We start from the raw sequence: 15615 nt of genomic DNA, 5'->3' as shown, positions 1-15615 counted from the left end.
CGGCCCTGCAATCCTCGGGCTGAAACGCTCCGGAGGACACGCCATGCCACTTTATTCGCTCGACGGGACCGCGCCGGAGACTCCGCCGGAGGGGCAATGGTGGCTCGCGCCCGATGCCCATGTGATCGGCCGCGTCAGGCTGGCGAAGGATGTCGGGATCTGGTTCGGCGCTGTGCTGCGCGGCGACAACGAATGGATCGAGATCGGCGAGGCTACGAACCTCCAGGAAGGCTGCGTCCTCCACACCGACATGGGGGCGCCGCTCCGGGTCGGCGCCGGCTGCACCATCGGCCACCGCGCCATCCTGCATGGCTGCACCATCGGCGATAACAGCCTGGTCGGCATGGGCGCGACCGTGCTCAACCATGTGAAGATCGGCCGCAACTGCCTGGTCGGCGCCAATGCGCTGGTGACCGAGGGCAAGGAATTCCCGGACAATTCGCTGATCGTCGGCTCACCCGCCCGGGCGATCCGCACGCTCGACGAGGCGGCTGCTGCCGGCATTGCCCGCACGGCCGCCGGCTATTCCGAGCGCTGGAAGCTGTTCGCCAAGGGCATGAAGCGGATCGATTGATCGCTCCGCCCCGTTCCGTCCATTCCTGAAAAAGAAGCGGGCCGGCTCCCGGGGAAGGAGCCGGCCCTGGACGATGCCCGGTCGGGGACGGGTGGGTGGGGACGTGACCGGACTCGTCGTCTGGTGGCGAAGCCCATCCGGGCCTAGCCGATGTCGTGTCGCGCCGGGTTTCGTCCCCGCCCGGCGCGCTGTGTGGTTCAGCGCAGCGAGGCCACCGTCGCGGTCGAGAGGCCGCCGAGCGAGGCCCAGCCGGTGCGGGCCTGGGATTCACGCTTCACATAGGTGTAGCCGGTCTGGCTCCACGGCAGGATCGCGTTGCGCTTGTTGTCGAGGATGAAGTCGCCGCGGTCGGTGCGGATCATCAGCACGGCGTGACCGGCATTCTCCTCGTCGATCACGACGGTGACGCGCATGGCCCGGCGTGGCACGCCGGCCTCGGCCAGGCGCTGGCGCTTCAGCAGGACATAGTCCTCGCAATCGCCCTTGCCGTCGGTCGGGATGTCCCAGCGGTCGACCACGCCCCAATGGTCCTGATCGGTGATCGCTTCGATGTCGCGATTGGCCTTGACGTTGCTTGCGACGATCAGCTTCCACAGCTTCGGCGTCAGCTCGACCGACTCGGCTTCGCGGCTATCGACGGCGCATTCACTTGGGCTGCGCTTGCAGAAGTCCGTCCAGGCATAAGGCGCACGGGCCTCGCCGCCGGCGACGATCGGCGCGCTGGCGATCGGCAGGCCGGCGCTCTGCTGCGCCTCGGCGCCGGTCACGCCGGCGAGAATGATGATGGTGGCAGCGGCGAAGCCGCGAAATCCCCGGAAGTGCGAAAACATGACGTCCCCTTTCCTGTCCCGGGAACGACCATGCTCGTGCGCTGTAGAGATCGCTTGAAATGAAAGCGGACAATTTTACTGAAATCGAGCCTATAGAGCGCAAAAGTACTTAGAGAAAATCGTGTATAAAACCGCTGGTAAGAATTCTCAGCGCTCGCGTCAGAGGTTCTTAACCATGGATTTCCTTAACCATCCAGTCTCTTAACCATGGCTGGAGCGCGCAAGCGGGCCGTATCGCCGGCTGTCGCCACTGAGCGCGAATGATGGGCGCGGGGAACCCTTCTCCCGCATCGAAGTCGGGTCTACCCGACTTCGATCACCCTGAGTGCTGATCTCGGGAAAGCCCGAGATCAGTGGAGAAGGGCAGGGATGAGGGCCTGCCCTCACCGCAGAGGGTTGCAGCGGCTCCGTTGCGTTCAGATAATCAGCGGCGGTCCCTCACCCCTACCCCTCTCCCATCCGGGAGAGGGGTTCCCGCGCATGCCCCTGTGCGGCGCGGAACGACTGCGCCACGAATGTGCGCATCGCGATTGAGGCGAGTCCGCTGGTTATGGAAACCAGCCCTACCAGCGGCGATGGAGCGCTTCAGTCAGAAAAATTGCGTCCGAGACCGCGCTCAGAGCTCGAGATTCTCGTCGAGCAGGTCGGCGGAGAGCGGCATGCGGAACTGGGCGGCATAGCCCCCGTCGAAGCGGCGCACGATCATCGCCGCGGTGCTGCCGAGCCGGATTGCCGTGCCCATCTCGAACTGATGATCGCTGGCGAAGGCCACCCCCGATAGCGAGAAGTCGATCAGCCGCACGGCATGCTCGGTGCCGTCCTCGAGAACCAGGACGCAGCGCGGATTGCGCGGCACGATCCGTTCATGGCGACGGTCCTCGGGCAGGCCGAGTTCCTCGCGATTGGCGAGCCAGGTCAATTGTGCCGTGAACTTTTCGCGCTTGCGGCTCGTCGCGGTGATGGTCATGGCGAAGCCGGCGGGGGTCGTGCGCACCGCCGTGCCCTCGATGCGGCCGAGATGTTCGAGATAGACGATGACGCGATCGCCGATTGCGGCCTTCGCCGGCGCAACCATATGCAAGCCGCCCGGCGAGATGTCGGTGGTCTGGCAGGGATATTCCATGCGATTGGGCAGCATGTAGCGCCCGAGCAGGACGACTTTCATGCGTTGATGCCGCCGGCGCTCGACCGGAACCGAGCCCGTCTTCGGATTTTGGGGCGCCGTCAGCATTGCAGACCTTGTTCCTAACAGGGCCATGCTAGCGGTCCGCCGGTTAAGAGGTGGTTAGTCGTATCAAACACGCCCACCCGGCAGAAGCATCAGTTTCGGCCGCTTGTCCTGGCCGGAAGGCTCTGCCTGACGCAGCGCGCGCGCATCCGGCCAGATCATCCTGAGCGAGATCATCCGCATCGAATCGAGCGTGTCGAGGCCGAGCCATTCCGGTGACAGGGTCGGCGAGAGGGCGCCGAGGATGCGGGCATGGGTGCGCCCGCGATAGCGCAGGGGCAGCAGCAGCAGCTCGAGATGGACAGTGGCGCCGTTCTGCGTCTGCGCCGAGAGGCCGGCGACGGCGCCCGCCGTCTCGTCCATGACGGTCTGGACGAGACGGCGGATGTCGCCTTGCGCCTCGACATCCGGCCAGAGCGCGGTGAAGGCGCGCCCACGCAGTTCGCGTCCAAACAGGGCGCAGAGCCGCGTTCCGGCCAGGCGGAAGACCGGCCCGATCGGCTCGTTCTCGAGCACGAAGGTGTCGGCGAGCGCATGACGCAGCGCGCCCGGCTCGATCTCGCCCCGCTCGGGTGCGCTCCGTTCGCCGCGCAGCGTGTCCCAGTAGTCGAAAACCAGGCGGGTGCTCGGGTTTTTCATGATCCTGTCCAGTCCGGTCTGCGCTGTCCCTGTTCGTGCGAAGGCGTGCCAAATCGGAGCGCATTCGTTCGAGGCGGGGACGGTCGGGTCCTTGCGAATCGGTAGGACGCAGCGCGCATGCCGTCTTGCCACGTGGCCCGGACAGGGGGAGGCGGCAGGGGTTGTTAAGGTTAAGCAAGGGTTAAGCTTGTGGAAGATCGGTAAAATGCCGGATAAATCAGGTGTCGAATTCGAGTCCGTCCGAACCGTTCGGGCTCACTGGAAAGGCGGGGGGCGCGGGGGCGTGACCGGCCGGGGAGGAGAGGGGAGGGCGTCAGCTCTCCCCTTTTCTGTTGCCTGCCGACGACCGATGCGCGACTGAGGGCGTGATGGCGGAACATCCAGACGATCCCTACGGTCCTCCGGCGCGTGAGCCGGTCTTCAATTTGCCCGGTGCCGTCGTCTGGCTGATCGCCGCACTGGCGCTGATCCAGGGCGCGCGCGAGTTGCTCAGCGCTCGCGACGATTTCCTCCTCGTCTCCTGGCTGTCCTTCGTCCCGGCGCGGCTGACGCTCTGGTTCGCGCCCGAGCGTCTCGAGGAGATCGCCCGGAGCCTGGGAACCACAGGAACGCCTGACTTCGTCCAGCGCCTGCAGTTGGTGCGCCTCCTGCTGGCGGATGGCGACGGCCAGCTTTGGACCCTGCTCAGCTACGGGCTGCTGCACGGCTCCTGGCTGCACCTGATCTCGAACGTCGTCTGGCTGGCGGCCTTCGGCAGCCCGGTCGCGCGCCGGCTCGGGGCAGGGCGCTTCCTGCTGCTGATGGCGCTCTCCACCATCGCCGGCGCCTTGCTGCATTGGTGGTCACGCGAACTCGACGTGCTGCCGCTGGTCGGCGCCTCCGCCGGTGTCTCGGGCGCGACGGCGGCGGCGATCCGCTTCGTCTTTTCGCCCGGCGTGCATTTCGGCGGGCTCGGTCACGACGAGGTGGTGCGCGCTATTCCCGCCGAGCCGCTCGGCGGTCTCTGGCGCAACTCGCGGGCCCTGCTCTTCGTGGTGATCTGGTTCGTCACCAACATCCTGTTCGGGGCCGGCCTGGTGCCGATCCTCGGCGAAGAGACCAGCATCGCCTGGGAGGCTCATATCGGCGGCTTCCTCGCCGGGCTCCTGCTGTTCCCGCTGCTGGATCGCGGGCCGGTCCGGCGCCGATCGCAACCATAGCGAGCAGGCTTCGCTTCGCGACCGCCTTGCCGTCGCCTCAGACTTCGCCCACATTGGAGCTAGTCCAGCGTGGCGTCGCGCCGCGGACGGAATGGTCCGTTGGCCCCCGGCGCCGCTCTCGTCGAAACCCATCAACGTGCGCCGGCCAACGGCGCCGCTATCGTCGGAGGAGAAGTCGATGAACGTCGCTCATATTCTCGGCAACAAGGGGGTTGAGGTGGTCTCGGTGCAGCCGCACCGGACGCTTGGCGAGGCGACGCGGACCCTGGCCGAGAAGCGGATTGGTGCCGTGGTCGTGACCGGCGCGGATGGCGGCCTGCTCGGCATCCTGTCCGAGCGCGACATCATCAAGGCCCTGGGCACGGAGGGCGCCGCGGCGCTGGAGACGCCGGTGTCGCGGGCGATGACCGCCAAGGTCGTGACCTGCCGGTCAGACACCAGCGTCGACGAACTGATGGAAATCATGACCTCGGGCCGCTTCCGGCATGTGCCGGTGGTGGATGGCGGCCGCATCGCCGGCATCGTCTCGATCGGCGATGTCGTCAAGCATCGCGTCGCCGAGATCGAGGCCGAGAGCCGGGCGATGCGCGACTATATCGCGATGGCGTGAGACACCCGTCTTCCCTTCGCCCCTTGCGGGAGAAGGTGTCTCGGCGAAGCCGAGACGGATGAGGGGTCGCGCTGTGATTGCTCGTTTGCGTTTCGATAGGCGAAGGGTCGGCAGCGTCGCTCGACCCCTCACCCCGACCCTCTCCCGCAAGGGGAGAGGGGGCGTGGTGTTAGTTCAGCGGCAGGTGGTTGGCGGCGACGATCGCGCCGATCTCGTCGAGCGCGCGTTCGGCCGCCTGCCGGCCGAGCGCGATCGCCTCATCGGCGCGATGGAAGTCGAACAGGCCGACGCGGCCGAGCTTGGGCCCGATCATCACATCGGGCGGATCGCCGGCGAGGCGTGAGCGCGAGATTCGGTCCTGGGTGATGTTGAAGGCATCGACCATCACGCCGGCAAGCCCCGGTTGGTCGTTGTTGGCCTTGCCGACGATGCTGCGCATGCGCTCGCGCATGCCGCCGAACCAGCCGACTGCGGGGCGATGCTCGGGAGCCGGCTCCGGATCGGCATCGGCGCCATAGGACTGGATCACCGTGCCGCGGCCGGTCATGTCGCTGTTCAGGTTGACGCAGAGCACGACATCGGCGCCGAGCGCGCGCGCCACCGTGACCGGCACCGGATTGACCAGCGCCCCGTCCATCAGCCAGCGGCCGCCCAGCTTCACCGGGTCGAACACGCCGGGCAGCGCATAGGAGGCGCGCAGCGCGTCGACCAGCGAGCCGCGGGTCAGCCAGATCTCGTGGCCGGTGCCGAGCTCGGTGGCGACGGCGGCATAGGTCTGTTTCAGCTCGCTGATCTGCAGCCCGGCGAGGTCGCGCTCGAGCAGGCGCTTCAGGCGGCCGCCCGAAATCAGCCCGGCGCCGCCAAGGTGGAAGTCCATCAGGCCGACGACGCGGCGCTTGGTCAGGCCGAGCGCGAACTCGCGCAGCGGCTCCATCTTGCCGGCGGCATAGCAACCGCCGACGACCGCGCCAATCGACGTGCCGGCGATCACCTCAGGCGCGTAGCCGGCCTCGGTCAGGACATCGAGGACGCCGATATGCGCCCAGCCGCGCGCGGCGCCGCCGCCGAGCGCAAGACCGATCCTCGGCCGGCTGAAGCGAGGGGCAGGTTCGGAAACGAGGTCGTTCATCGCAGCTCCGTCGCCGCCCAATCCGAAAGCCCGTCTAGCGATGTTCTCCAGCATCATCGGCGCAATCCCTCCGCGGGAGGTTCAGGATCGCGTCAGCCGATGAGCGAAAGATGAACGGCGCCGGGACCCTAGGCGGCTATCAGTTGCTTTTGAAGGAAACATGAAAGCTTGGTGAAAGGATTGCCAACGAAGCGGACGTTGGCGGTTCAGACGGTCAATGGCCCGTCGGCAGCCACTCCGACAGGCTTAATCCGATAGAAGCAGCTGTGACGGCCCGTATGGCAGCAGCCGCCATCGCCGTCGACATTGACCTTGATCCAGATCGCGTCCTGATCGCAGTCGATCCGCATCTCGATGATGCTCTGGAGCTGGCCGGAGGTCTCGCCCTTGCGCCAGAGCGCCTGACGCGAGCGCGACCAGTACCAGGCCTGCCCGGTCTCGATGCTGAGGCGCAGCGATTCGGCATTCATATGCGCCACCATCAGCACCTCGCCGGTCGCGGCATCTGTGGTGACGCAGGTGACGAGGCCGTCGCGGTCGAATTTCGGCGCGAGTACCGCGCCTTCCTCGATCTCGGCCTTGCTGGAGAGGGTCGGAAAGGCGGTCATGTGAGGATCCTGAAGGGATGGCTGCTGGCTATATAGAGCCGATGAGGCCAACCGTCATTGCGAGCGCAGCGAAGCAATCCAGGGCCGTCGAGCGGGCCCTCGTGGATTGCTTCGTCGCTAACGCTCCTCGCAATGACGGGTGGCGCTACAGCCCCGGCGACTTCACCATGGTGAAGAAGCGTACCTGTTCGGCCGGGTCGCGGAAGCGGCCGGTGTATTGCGTCGTCATCGTCGACGAGCCCTGCTTCTGCACGCCGCGCATCGACATGCACATGTGCTCGGCCTCGACGAGGACGGCGACGCCGCCGGGCTTCAGCGTCCGTTCGATCGCCTTGGCGATCTGCGCCGTCATTGTCTCCTGCGTCTGCAGTCGGCGCGCATAGACCTCGACGACGCGGGCGAGCTTTGACAAGCCGACCACGCCGCCGCTCGGATAGTAGCCGATATGGACCTTGCCGACGAAGGGCACCATGTGGTGCTCGCAATGCGAATAGAACGGGATGTCGCGGACGAGGATCATGTCCTTGTAGCCGTCGACCTCCTCGAAGACGCGCTCGAGCATGTCGTGCGCATCCTCGCGATAGCCCTTGTAGAACTCGCGATAGGCCTTGGCGACGCGCTGCGGCGTATCGAGCAGCCCCTCCCGCGACGGATCGTCGCCGGCCCAGCGGATCAGCGTGCGCACGGCCTCCTCGGCCTCGCCTTGCGTCGGTTGGGTGATGATGAACTTGTCTGCGGAGGGGCTGCGCGCCCGCTCTACGGACAAGGACTTAACCACATTATCCATGTGGAGCCTCCCGTTTCGGTTTCGCCGGCCTAGAGCAGGATGCGAAAAAGTGGAAACCGGTTTTTCGCATGAATCCTGCTCTCACTTTTGATGAGAGACGGATTCAGCTGTCAAATGGGATCCCATTTGACAGCATCCGGCTCTAGCCGGCAGGTCAGACAAGTTCGCCCTCTCGTCCAGCGATGGCTCACTCTCCCTAAGAGCGAGCCGGCACTCTATATTGGTTGCGAAAGCCGGCAACTCCAGACCCGGCGGGACAACCCATGCTGAACGACGTCTACAACAAGCGAATCCTGGAACTGGCAGGAAACATCCCGCTGCTCGAGCGCCTGCCGGCGCCCGATGCGACGGCGACAGCCCATTCGCGCCTGTGCGGTTCGACCGTGACTATCGACCTCACCATGGACGCCGATGTCGTCACCGGCTTCGGCCACGACGTCCGCGCCTGCGCGCTCGGCCAGGCCTCGTCCTCGATCATGGCACGCCATGTCGTCGGCTCGACGGCCACAGAGCTGCGCGAGATTCGTGAGCGGGCCCGCGCGATCCTGAAGGAAGGAGCCGAGCCACCGGGTGGCAAATGGGCCGACCTGTCCGTGCTGGTGCCGGTCCGCGACTTCAAGGCGCGCCACGCCTCGACCATGCTGACCTTCGACGCGGTCGTCGACGCGATCGGTCAGATCGAGGCGAAGCGGGGCGAGCCGGCCGCGGGCTGAAGAGGTTGCCCCGATCCTCGCCGTCTTTCCGGGGCGAGCCGAAGGCCCGAGCCCGGAACCCATGAACACGACGCTTGTCGTCATTGCGAGGAGCGCGAGCGACGAAGCAATCTAGGGAGGCGTAGAGCTCTGCCGCCCCTGGATTGCTTCGCTTCACTCGCAATGACGGAGGGAGTGCCGGGACGGTCGTGTTCATGGGTTCCGGGCCCATCGCTGCGCGATGTCCCGGAATGACGCCTCAGAGGATCATTTCAGCCCGAAGGCCTGCCGGGTTTCGACCCGTGTCTCGTCGAAGCGGACCCTGAATGTCTTGTCGGCGAGCAGCGCCTTGGCGACGACGCGGCCGATCTTGTCGCCGGCCTCCAGATCGGTTGGATAGTGGAAGCCGCAGACGAGGCGGCTCTCGTCATAGCTTTTGACCCGCTCTTCGAATTTGTCGGCGAGTTCCGGAACCGTTTCGGAAAGCAGCGTGGCATAGAGCGCAGCCGTCGCGGCATGAGCCGAGGGGAAGGAGGTGCCTTCCGGTCGCCCGCCGGGACAGGGCTTGACCCTGACCTTGTTCCACATCTGGAAGGGGCGGATACGGCTGGTCAGGCGGTTGACGCTCTTCAGGAGGATGGCGAGCTCGACCTGAGCCTCGCGCATCAGCAGCCGGGTCTCGCGATGGGTGCCCTCGACATAGGCGTGGTCGATGCCGTTCACGAAAGCGTTGAGCGTCTGATACTGGTCGGCGATCGCCTGCTTCTCGCGCTCGGGCGTGCGGGCCGAGGAGATGGCGAGGACCTTCTCGAACTCGGCACGGTGCTCCGGTGAGTTCTGGGCCGGTGGCAGGCCCATCACCTTGGCGACGTCGATTTTGGCGGCGTCGAGCCAGATCAGATAAGCTCTCTGCTGCGCCGCCGCCGGCGTAGCCAGGGCGAGCGCGAGAAGCGGTCCGCAGAGGGCGGAGGCGGAGACAAGGAAACGTGCGCGCATCATGACCGGGATCTGGGAAGGCGGGATCGAAGCGGGGCGATGGAAGGTCGGTGAAAGGGAGTCGGCAGGGGTCAGCCGAGTCATACTTGCCTAAACATGCTGAAAAAAGCCTTTCATGGCGACGGAGCCTCGCGCTTGCACCGCGGCGGGGCGCCCATCTCCTGATCCGTGGTTACCAGCTCAGCCTCTCCATGCTGATCGGCCGGCAGTGCCGGCATTGGCCGTCCTGTTCGGAATACACCGACGAGGCGATCCAGCGCCATGGGCTCTGGGCCGGCGGCTGGGTCGGCTTTGCCCGCATCTGCCGCTGCACGCCGCTCGGAACCTCCGGCATCGACCTGGTCTGCGAGGAACTCCCGCCCGAGGGCTCCTGGTACAAGCCCTGGGCCTATGGCCGCTGGCGCGGAGTGAACAGTCCAGAAAATATCGATATATGACCTAACGTCATGGATGATATTTTTCAGAATTGACCCAGCGTCATGCATGCATTCTTCTATCACAGGTTGTTCTGTGTCAGGGAGCGCGTCATGGCTAGGCTTACCGATCTCGTGCCGGTGCCGAGAGGCATCAATCCGGGCCTCGATGGTACCGGCAATGGTCTCATGCTGGCGACGCTGGGCAATCCGCGCAGCAGCTATGATCAGGAGTGCCGCCCGGTGACGCTGTCCACGCTGAAGGCGCGCATGGTCACCAAAAATGTCGGGCCCTTCAGGGTGACCGGACTCGACAATGCTGTCGCCTCGCTGAAGGCCGTGATGGCGGACATCAAGACGGAGCAGCAAGAGGTCCACGACAAGCTCTCTACGGCCGGCATGCTCTGCTGCCGTTTTGTGCGTGGCTCCACGACATCGATCAGCAATCATTCCTGGGGCACGGCGATCGACCTGAAGATCGATGGTGTGCTCGACGCTCGCGGCGACAAGAAAGTCCAGCGTGGTCTCACCCTGATCGCGCCGATCTTCAATCGTCATCAATGGTTCTGGGGGGCGGGCTTCCCCACAGAAGACGGCATGCATTTCGAGGTCAGCCGGCAGTTGCTCCCGACGATCGCAGGGGCGCCTGCGGTCACGATCGACGACGGCGTCGTATCGGTCGGCGAGCGTGGCGCGCTCGTTGCCGATCTGCAGCGCAAGCTGAACAAGGCGGGTGAAAAGCTGGACGTCGATGGCATCTTCGGTGGCGATACTCTCGCCGCGGTCAGGGCTTTCCAGGCTCGTAGCGGCTTGGTACCGGATGGTGTCGTCGGGAAACACACCTGGAACAAGTTGAATGCGCTTTGATTGCGGCCGGCGATTGGGAACGATTGCGCTGGTAGTCCTGATCGCCGCCGTGTCGATCGACGCCGTTGCGGCGTCGATCTCTTCCTATACCGACCTCAAGACCTGCCGGCCTCTGGCGCGTCTGGTGCTTCCCGAGCGCCAGCTCGGCGCCGAAGAGGGCTCGAGGCTCCGCCGCTGCCTCGGGCCGAAAGGAATCAGCGCCGTCATCGTCGATGATGGCGAACGAAGCTGGCTGGTGCTCGAAGCTGCGGGGACGCTCTACCCCTTGTCCCGCGCGATGGTCGAGACGTTCTCGCTCGGCAATTTTCCGGCCGTGGCGGAACCCGGCAAGCTTGAATGGCGAAGCGACGCAAAGGGGAGCGTCGTCGGTCTGATCGTGCGTGTGCGCTATCAGCGCAGGGATGTCCCGGCGACAGCGCCGTCGTCCAACGCCTCGACTTTGATGGCATTCAGGATCAGGCCGGGCTCGGAGCCGGAGCTGGCGGGCGTCTCGACCGACAACGTGCAAGCACGTGCGCTGATCGACGCAGGCCACTGAACCGGCCTTGGCGCGTGGGGATGTGGCGGGGACGTGGTTGCGTCCGGCTGCCGCCTTGGTGTAGGCCGCCGGCCGGAGGCCGGTCCCGGGCGCGGGGTCTCCCTGTTTTCTCAGCGTGCCCGCCTTTGCTTACGGGGCTTGTATCCCCGAGTGAGCAGGAGCCGATCGATGACGATCTCCCTGACATTTCCCGATGGCGCGAAGCGCGAATTCCCTTCCGGCATCACCGGCAAGGAGCTCGCCGGCGGCATTTCCCCCTCGCTCTTGAAGCGCACGGTCGCGATGGCGCTCGACGGCACGGTCGTCGACCTCGCCGATCCGATCACCGCCGACGCGAAGATCGAGTTCCTCAATCGCGAGGATCCGCGCGCGCTGGAATTGATCCGGCACGACTGCGCCCACGTCCTCGCCGAAGCGGTGCAGGAGCTCTATCCCGGCACGCAGGTGACGATCGGCCCGGTCATCGAGAACGGCTTCTTCTACGATTTCTTCCGCAACGAGCCGTTCTCGCCGGAGGATTTCGCGCCGATCGAGAAGAAGATGCGCGAGATCGTCGCGCGCGACAAACCCTTCACCAAGGAAGAGTGGAGCCGCGACAAGGCCAAGGCCTTCTTCCGTGACAAGGGCGAGGCTTTCAAGGTTGAGCTGGTCGATGCGATCCCGGAAGACCAGACGCTGAAGATGTATGCGCAGGGCGACTGGATCGACCTCTGCCGCGGCCCGCACATGACCTCGGTCGGCAAGGTCGGCAACGCCTTCAAGCTGATGAAGGTGGCCGGCGCCTATTGGCGCGGCGACAGCAAGAACCCGATGCTGACGCGCATCTACGGCACCGCCTTCGCCCGGCAGGAGGAGCTCGACGCGCATCTCAAGCAGATCGAGGAGGCCGAGAAGCGCGACCATCGCCGGATCGGCCGCGAGATGGACCTGTTCCACTTCCAGGAGGAGGGGCCGGGCGTCGTCTTCTGGCACTCCAAGGGCTGGCGGCTGTTCCAGGAGGTGCTGACCTATATGCGCCGGCGCCTCGCCGCCGACTATGAGGAGGTCAACGCCCCGCAGGTGCTCGACAAGTCGCTCTGGGAGACCTCGGGCCACTGGGGCTGGTACCAGGACAACATGTTCGCGGTGAAGTCGGCCTCGGCCTTCGAGAACCCGAACGATCCGACGCGCGACCAGAAGGTCTTCGCGCTGAAACCGATGAACTGCCCGGGCCATGTCCAGCTCTTCAAGCATGGCTTGAAGAGCTATCGCGACCTGCCGATCCGGCTGGCCGAGTTCGGCAATGTCCACCGCTATGAGCCCTCGGGCGCGCTGCATGGGCTGATGCGGGTGCGCGGCTTCACCCAGGACGATGCCCATATCTTCTGCACGGAAGAGCAGCTCGCCGCCGAGTGCCTCCAGGTCAACGACCTGATCCTCTCGGTCTATGAGGATTTCGGCTTCACCGAGGAACTCGTCATCAAGCTCTCGACGCGGCCGGAAAAGCGCGTCGGCTCCGATGCGGTCTGGGACCATGCCGAAGACGTCATGACCAGGGTGCTGGAGCAGATCGCGAAGCAGTCCGGCAACCGGATCAGGACCGAGATCAATCCGGGCGAGGGCGCCTTCTACGGGCCGAAGTTCGAATATGTCCTGCGCGACGCCATCGGCCGCGACTGGCAATGCGGCACGACGCAGGTCGACTTCAACCTGCCGGAGCGCTTCGGCGCCTTCTATATCGGCTCGGACGGCGAGAAGAAGCAGCCGGTCATGGTCCACCGGGCGATCTGCGGCTCGCTCGAGCGCTTCGTCGGCATCCTGATCGAGCACCATGCCGGGCATTTCCCGCTCTGGCTGGCGCCCGAGCAGATCGTCGTCTGCCCGATCACCTCCGAGGCCGACGGCTATGGCGAGGAGGTCACCATGGCGCTGCTCTCGGCCGGCCTGCGCGCCCGCGCCGACCTGCGCAACGAGAAGATCAGCTACAAGGTGCGCGAGCACTCGCTGGCCAAGGTCCCGGTCATCCTCGCCGTCGGCAAGCGCGAGGCCGAGGAGAAGACGGTGACCGTGCGCCGGCTCGGCAGCCAGGCCCAGACGGTGATGAGCCTCGACGCCGTGGTCGCGGCCCTGACCGAAGAGGCGACGCCGCCCGATCTCGCCCGCAAGAAGAAGGTCAAGGCGGCCTGAAGCGGCGCGACGGATTCCCTTCCCCCCGCTTGCGGTGGGGAAGGGTTAGGGACGGGGGGCCGCAAAGCAGGGCACGGAGGCTTCTTCCAGCCCTGCGCCGAGCGGCACTGCCCCCCACCCCAGCCCTCCCCACCGCAAGCGGGGGGAGGGAGAAGCGCTGGCGCCTCTGCGACCACCCTCGCCAAAACCCGTCAGCCCGTGCCAAATAGGCGCGATGCTGACGGGTTCCTATCGCAAACGGCTTGAAGCCGATCTCGGTCGTTGGGTGGGGGAGGGGCTGGTCAGCCCCGAGAGCGCTACGACCATCCGCCGCTCGCTGGCGCAGGAGGGCGGCGGCTTCAAGCTGCCGGCCCTGCTCGGCCTGTTCGGCGGGCTCCTGATCGCATCCAGCGTCTCCGCCTTCGTCGCGGCGAACTGGGAAGAGATCCCCCGTCTCGTGAAGCTCGCCATGGTGCTGATCGGCGTCGCCGGCGCGCTCGGCATCGCGGTGCGGCTGGAAAGCCGTGGCTCGACCGGCGGCGCCGATGCCGCCGCGACCTGCGGCACGCTGATCTTCGCCGCCGGCGTCGCGCTCGTCGGCCAGATGTACCACCTGCCGACCGACTGGCCGGGCGGGGCGCTATTGATCGCCATCGGCGCGCTGATCGTCGCCTTCCTGCTGCGCTCGAACGGGGCGCTCGTCGTTGCGCTCGTCGCGATCGCCGCCTGGAGCGGTGGACGTTGGGACGAGCGCGTGGCCAACGCCCATCTCCTGTTCTGGCTTCCCTTCCTGCCGGCGCTCTGGCTCGCCGCGACCCGGCACAACCGCCTCGTCCACCATCTTGCGGTGCTGGTGCTGCTCGGCTGGTTCGCGACCTTGCCGGGTCAATACGCCTTCTTCCGCTTCGATTACGGCCTGCTTGCCTATTGGCTCGCGGTCTCCGCGCTGTTCGTCGCGCTGGGTGCGCTGGCGCTCGACCGCGGCGGGCCAGGCCTGCTCACCGCCTGCCTGCCCTGGGGGCTGATCGGGCTGATCCTGTCGCTGAACGTCGAGCTCGCCCGCATCCTCGAACCCAATCAAGCGAAGGCAGGCACGGCGCTCTGGCTGAACTATTTCGCCTATGCGCTGGCGCTGCCGGCCCTGGCCGGGCTCGGCTTGCTGGCGCGGGAGCGCCGCTTCGCCTGGCCGCTGGCTCTTGCTCTCTTCATGGCGCTGCTGGTGCCGGTGCTGTTCTGGAGCGGCGGTGCGGTCAGCATGGCCGGCAAGATCGTCGTCGCGGCGCTGATCCTCGCCGTCGCGATCGGCATCGTCATTTCCGGCGCGGGTGGCGGCATCCGCCGGCTCAGCATCGCCGGCTCGATCCTGTTCGCCATCGCGATCGTGATCCTGCTCTGGCAGACCATTGGCACCCTGCTCGACCAGTCGCTGTTCTTCCTGGTCGGGGGCGCGCTCCTGATCGGCCTCGCCAGCGGCATGCGCCGGCTCCTCGCCAAGTTCAGCAAGCCGGCGGAGGTCGCGCCATGATCCGCCTGCCGTCCGCCGACGCCTTCATCGGCCGCGTCTCGCCGCTCTGGCGCGGGCTCGCCGCCATCCTGCTGCTCTGTGGGCTCACTCTTGTTCTGGTCGAGTCGCGCGCCCGCATCCTGCGTTCGGGCACCGAGGTCAGGCTGGCGACCGCGCCGGTCGATCCGCGCGATCTCTTCCGCGGCGATTACGTCATCTTGAACTACAAGATCAGTACGCTCGATACCTCGAAACTCGACGGTGACAAGACCTTCGAGCGCAACCAGCCCGTCTTCGTCAGCGTCGCGCCCGGAGCTGATGGCCTGGCCGAAGCGAAGGGCGTCTATCTCGCTCGTCCGGCCGCCGGCGAGACCGTGCTCGAAGGCAAGGTCGTCTCGACCGGCGCCTGTGTGACCAATGCGAACGGCGATCCCGATTGCAATGCCGGCCGCCGCGCCATCCGTGTCGCCTACGGGCTCGAAAGCTATTTCGTGCCTCAGGGCACCGGCCGCGCCATCGAGACCACCGAGCGCAAGCGGCTGGAGATCGTCGCCGCCGTCTCGGCCTCCGGGCAGGCCGCCATCAAGCGCCTGCTGATCGACGGCAAGCTCGTCCATCAGGAGCCGCCTTACTGAAATTTGACGCGGCGCGTGGATGAAGGGCGCGGGGAACCCTTCTCCCGTGTGGGAGAAGGGCAGGGATGAGGGCCTGTCCTATCCGCAGAAGGCGCGACGGCGCCGCATCGCTCAAACAATCAGCCGCAGTCCCTCACCCCTACCCCTCTCCCATCCGGGAGAGGGGATCCCGCGCGAACCCGTTCCCGCTATTGCCGCACCCGCGCCACACCGACGGAACC

The 15615-nt window shown here is 66.1% G+C and carries 17 protein-coding genes; 10 read left to right on the top strand and 7 right to left on the bottom strand.

Features of this window, described 5'->3' with window-relative positions; genetic code table 11:
* Window positions 1–43 precede the first annotated feature (43 nt).
* Window positions 44–574, top strand: coding sequence for a gamma carbonic anhydrase family protein (locus ACSQ24_RS14995; protein WP_436095442.1), 531 nt, complete (start codon window positions 44–46; stop codon window positions 572–574).
* 197 nt (window positions 575–771) lie between these two features.
* Here ACSQ24_RS14995 and ACSQ24_RS14990 read toward each other — a convergent pair whose 3' ends face one another.
* From ACSQ24_RS14990 to ACSQ24_RS14980, 3 genes are all read right to left on the bottom strand, one after another.
* Entirely contained in the window at window positions 772–1404 is a 633-nt protein-coding gene (locus ACSQ24_RS14990; RefSeq protein WP_436095441.1) for a transglutaminase-like cysteine peptidase, read from the bottom strand.
* 616 nt (window positions 1405–2020) lie between these two features.
* A complete protein-coding gene (locus ACSQ24_RS14985; protein WP_436095440.1) occupies window positions 2021–2635 on the bottom strand; it encodes a PilZ domain-containing protein in 615 nt (204 codons plus the stop codon).
* Window positions 2636–2698: 63 nt separating this feature from the next.
* Window positions 2699–3271, bottom strand: a complete 573-nt coding sequence (locus ACSQ24_RS14980) for a PAS domain-containing protein (protein WP_436095439.1) — start codon at window positions 3269–3271, stop codon at window positions 2699–2701.
* A 368-nt stretch (window positions 3272–3639) separates the two neighbouring features.
* Here ACSQ24_RS14980 and ACSQ24_RS14975 point away from each other — a divergent pair, with 368 nt between their 5' ends.
* Entirely contained in the window at window positions 3640–4470 is an 831-nt protein-coding gene (locus ACSQ24_RS14975) for a rhomboid family intramembrane serine protease (protein WP_436095438.1), read from the top strand.
* A gap of 178 nt (window positions 4471–4648) precedes the next feature.
* Window positions 4649–5080, top strand: a complete 432-nt coding sequence (locus tag ACSQ24_RS14970; protein WP_436095437.1) for a CBS domain-containing protein — start codon at window positions 4649–4651, stop codon at window positions 5078–5080.
* Window positions 5081–5249: 169 nt separating this feature from the next.
* Here ACSQ24_RS14970 and ACSQ24_RS14965 read toward each other — a convergent pair whose 3' ends face one another.
* The 3 genes from ACSQ24_RS14965 to folE all read right to left on the bottom strand — a co-directional run bounded on the left by ACSQ24_RS14965 (window position 5250) and on the right by folE (window position 7604).
* Entirely contained in the window at window positions 5250–6209 is a 960-nt protein-coding gene (locus ACSQ24_RS14965; protein ID WP_436095436.1) for a patatin-like phospholipase family protein, read from the bottom strand.
* Between the two features lie 206 nt (window positions 6210–6415).
* Complete coding sequence (gene hisI / locus ACSQ24_RS14960) at window positions 6416–6817, bottom strand: phosphoribosyl-AMP cyclohydrolase (RefSeq protein WP_436095435.1); 402 nt, start codon at window positions 6815–6817, stop codon at window positions 6416–6418.
* 145 nt (window positions 6818–6962) lie between these two features.
* Window positions 6963–7604 carry a GTP cyclohydrolase I FolE gene (gene folE, locus ACSQ24_RS14955; protein ID WP_436095434.1) on the bottom strand — a complete coding sequence of 214 codons (642 nt, stop codon included), beginning with the start codon at window positions 7602–7604 and terminating at the stop codon, window positions 6963–6965.
* A gap of 263 nt (window positions 7605–7867) precedes the next feature.
* Here folE and ACSQ24_RS14950 point away from each other — a divergent pair, with 263 nt between their 5' ends.
* Window positions 7868–8317, top strand: a complete 450-nt coding sequence (locus ACSQ24_RS14950) for an iron-sulfur cluster assembly scaffold protein (RefSeq protein ID WP_436095433.1) — start codon at window positions 7868–7870, stop codon at window positions 8315–8317.
* Between the two features lie 246 nt (window positions 8318–8563).
* On the opposite strand, the gene ACSQ24_RS14945 is transcribed toward ACSQ24_RS14950, so the two are convergent.
* Window positions 8564–9295, bottom strand: coding sequence for a phosphatase PAP2 family protein (locus tag ACSQ24_RS14945; RefSeq protein ID WP_436095432.1), 732 nt, complete (start codon window positions 9293–9295; stop codon window positions 8564–8566).
* Between the two features lie 83 nt (window positions 9296–9378).
* Here ACSQ24_RS14945 and yidD point away from each other — a divergent pair, with 83 nt between their 5' ends.
* From yidD to ACSQ24_RS14915, 6 genes are all read left to right on the top strand, one after another.
* A complete protein-coding gene (gene yidD, locus ACSQ24_RS14940; RefSeq protein WP_436095431.1) occupies window positions 9379–9729 on the top strand; it encodes a membrane protein insertion efficiency factor YidD in 351 nt (116 codons plus the stop codon).
* A 165-nt stretch (window positions 9730–9894) separates the two neighbouring features.
* Entirely contained in the window at window positions 9895–10572 is a 678-nt protein-coding gene (locus ACSQ24_RS14935) for a peptidoglycan-binding protein (protein ID WP_436095430.1), read from the top strand.
* Window positions 10573–10621: 49 nt separating this feature from the next.
* Window positions 10622–11110, top strand: a complete 489-nt coding sequence (locus ACSQ24_RS14930; protein WP_436095429.1) for a hypothetical protein — start codon at window positions 10622–10624, stop codon at window positions 11108–11110.
* 168 nt (window positions 11111–11278) lie between these two features.
* A complete protein-coding gene (thrS, locus tag ACSQ24_RS14925; RefSeq protein WP_436095428.1) occupies window positions 11279–13276 on the top strand; it encodes a threonine--tRNA ligase in 1998 nt (665 codons plus the stop codon).
* Between the two features lie 214 nt (window positions 13277–13490).
* On the top strand, window positions 13491–14780 hold the full coding sequence (locus ACSQ24_RS14920) for a DUF2157 domain-containing protein (RefSeq protein ID WP_436095427.1): 1290 nt from the start codon (window positions 13491–13493) through the stop codon (window positions 14778–14780).
* Window positions 14777–15394 (top strand): GDYXXLXY domain-containing protein, encoded by a 618-nt coding sequence (locus tag ACSQ24_RS14915; protein ID WP_436095426.1) that lies wholly within the window; start codon window positions 14777–14779, stop codon window positions 15392–15394. The genes ACSQ24_RS14920 and ACSQ24_RS14915 overlap by 4 nt, the downstream gene beginning before the upstream one ends.
* Window positions 15395–15615: the final 221 nt, after the last annotated feature.

The sequence above is a fragment of the Allobosea sp. LjRoot237 genome, from assembly GCF_964253285.1.
Lineage (GTDB): Bacteria > Pseudomonadota > Alphaproteobacteria > Rhizobiales > Beijerinckiaceae > Allobosea.
Note: the sequence above shows the minus strand (reverse complement) of the source record. Positions and strands in the feature narration are given on the sequence as shown.

What these genes read in the sequence shown, in the direction of transcription:
- ACSQ24_RS14995 (WP_436095442.1), top strand. Translation starts at nt 44, where the DNA reads ATGCCACTTTATTCGCTCGACGGGACCGCGCCGGAGACTCCGCCGGAG.
- ACSQ24_RS14990 (WP_436095441.1), bottom strand. Translation starts at nt 1,404, where the DNA reads ATGTTTTCGCACTTCCGGGGATTTCGCGGCTTCGCCGCTGCCACCATC.
- ACSQ24_RS14985 (WP_436095440.1), bottom strand. Translation starts at nt 2,635, where the DNA reads ATGCTGACGGCGCCCCAAAATCCGAAGACGGGCTCGGTTCCGGTCGAG.
- ACSQ24_RS14980 (WP_436095439.1), bottom strand. Translation starts at nt 3,271, where the DNA reads ATGAAAAACCCGAGCACCCGCCTGGTTTTCGACTACTGGGACACGCTG.
- ACSQ24_RS14975 (WP_436095438.1), top strand. Translation starts at nt 3,640, where the DNA reads ATGGCGGAACATCCAGACGATCCCTACGGTCCTCCGGCGCGTGAGCCG.
- ACSQ24_RS14970 (WP_436095437.1), top strand. Translation starts at nt 4,649, where the DNA reads ATGAACGTCGCTCATATTCTCGGCAACAAGGGGGTTGAGGTGGTCTCG.
- ACSQ24_RS14965 (WP_436095436.1), bottom strand. Translation starts at nt 6,209, where the DNA reads ATGAACGACCTCGTTTCCGAACCTGCCCCTCGCTTCAGCCGGCCGAGG.
- hisI (WP_436095435.1), bottom strand. Translation starts at nt 6,817, where the DNA reads ATGACCGCCTTTCCGACCCTCTCCAGCAAGGCCGAGATCGAGGAAGGC.
- folE (WP_436095434.1), bottom strand. Translation starts at nt 7,604, where the DNA reads ATGGATAATGTGGTTAAGTCCTTGTCCGTAGAGCGGGCGCGCAGCCCC.
- ACSQ24_RS14950 (WP_436095433.1), top strand. Translation starts at nt 7,868, where the DNA reads ATGCTGAACGACGTCTACAACAAGCGAATCCTGGAACTGGCAGGAAAC.
- ACSQ24_RS14945 (WP_436095432.1), bottom strand. Translation starts at nt 9,295, where the DNA reads ATGATGCGCGCACGTTTCCTTGTCTCCGCCTCCGCCCTCTGCGGACCG.
- ACSQ24_RS14935 (WP_436095430.1), top strand. Translation starts at nt 9,895, where the DNA reads ATGCTGGCGACGCTGGGCAATCCGCGCAGCAGCTATGATCAGGAGTGC.
- thrS (WP_436095428.1), top strand. Translation starts at nt 11,279, where the DNA reads ATGACGATCTCCCTGACATTTCCCGATGGCGCGAAGCGCGAATTCCCT.
- ACSQ24_RS14920 (WP_436095427.1), top strand. Translation starts at nt 13,491, where the DNA reads ATGCTGACGGGTTCCTATCGCAAACGGCTTGAAGCCGATCTCGGTCGT.
- ACSQ24_RS14915 (WP_436095426.1), top strand. Translation starts at nt 14,777, where the DNA reads ATGATCCGCCTGCCGTCCGCCGACGCCTTCATCGGCCGCGTCTCGCCG.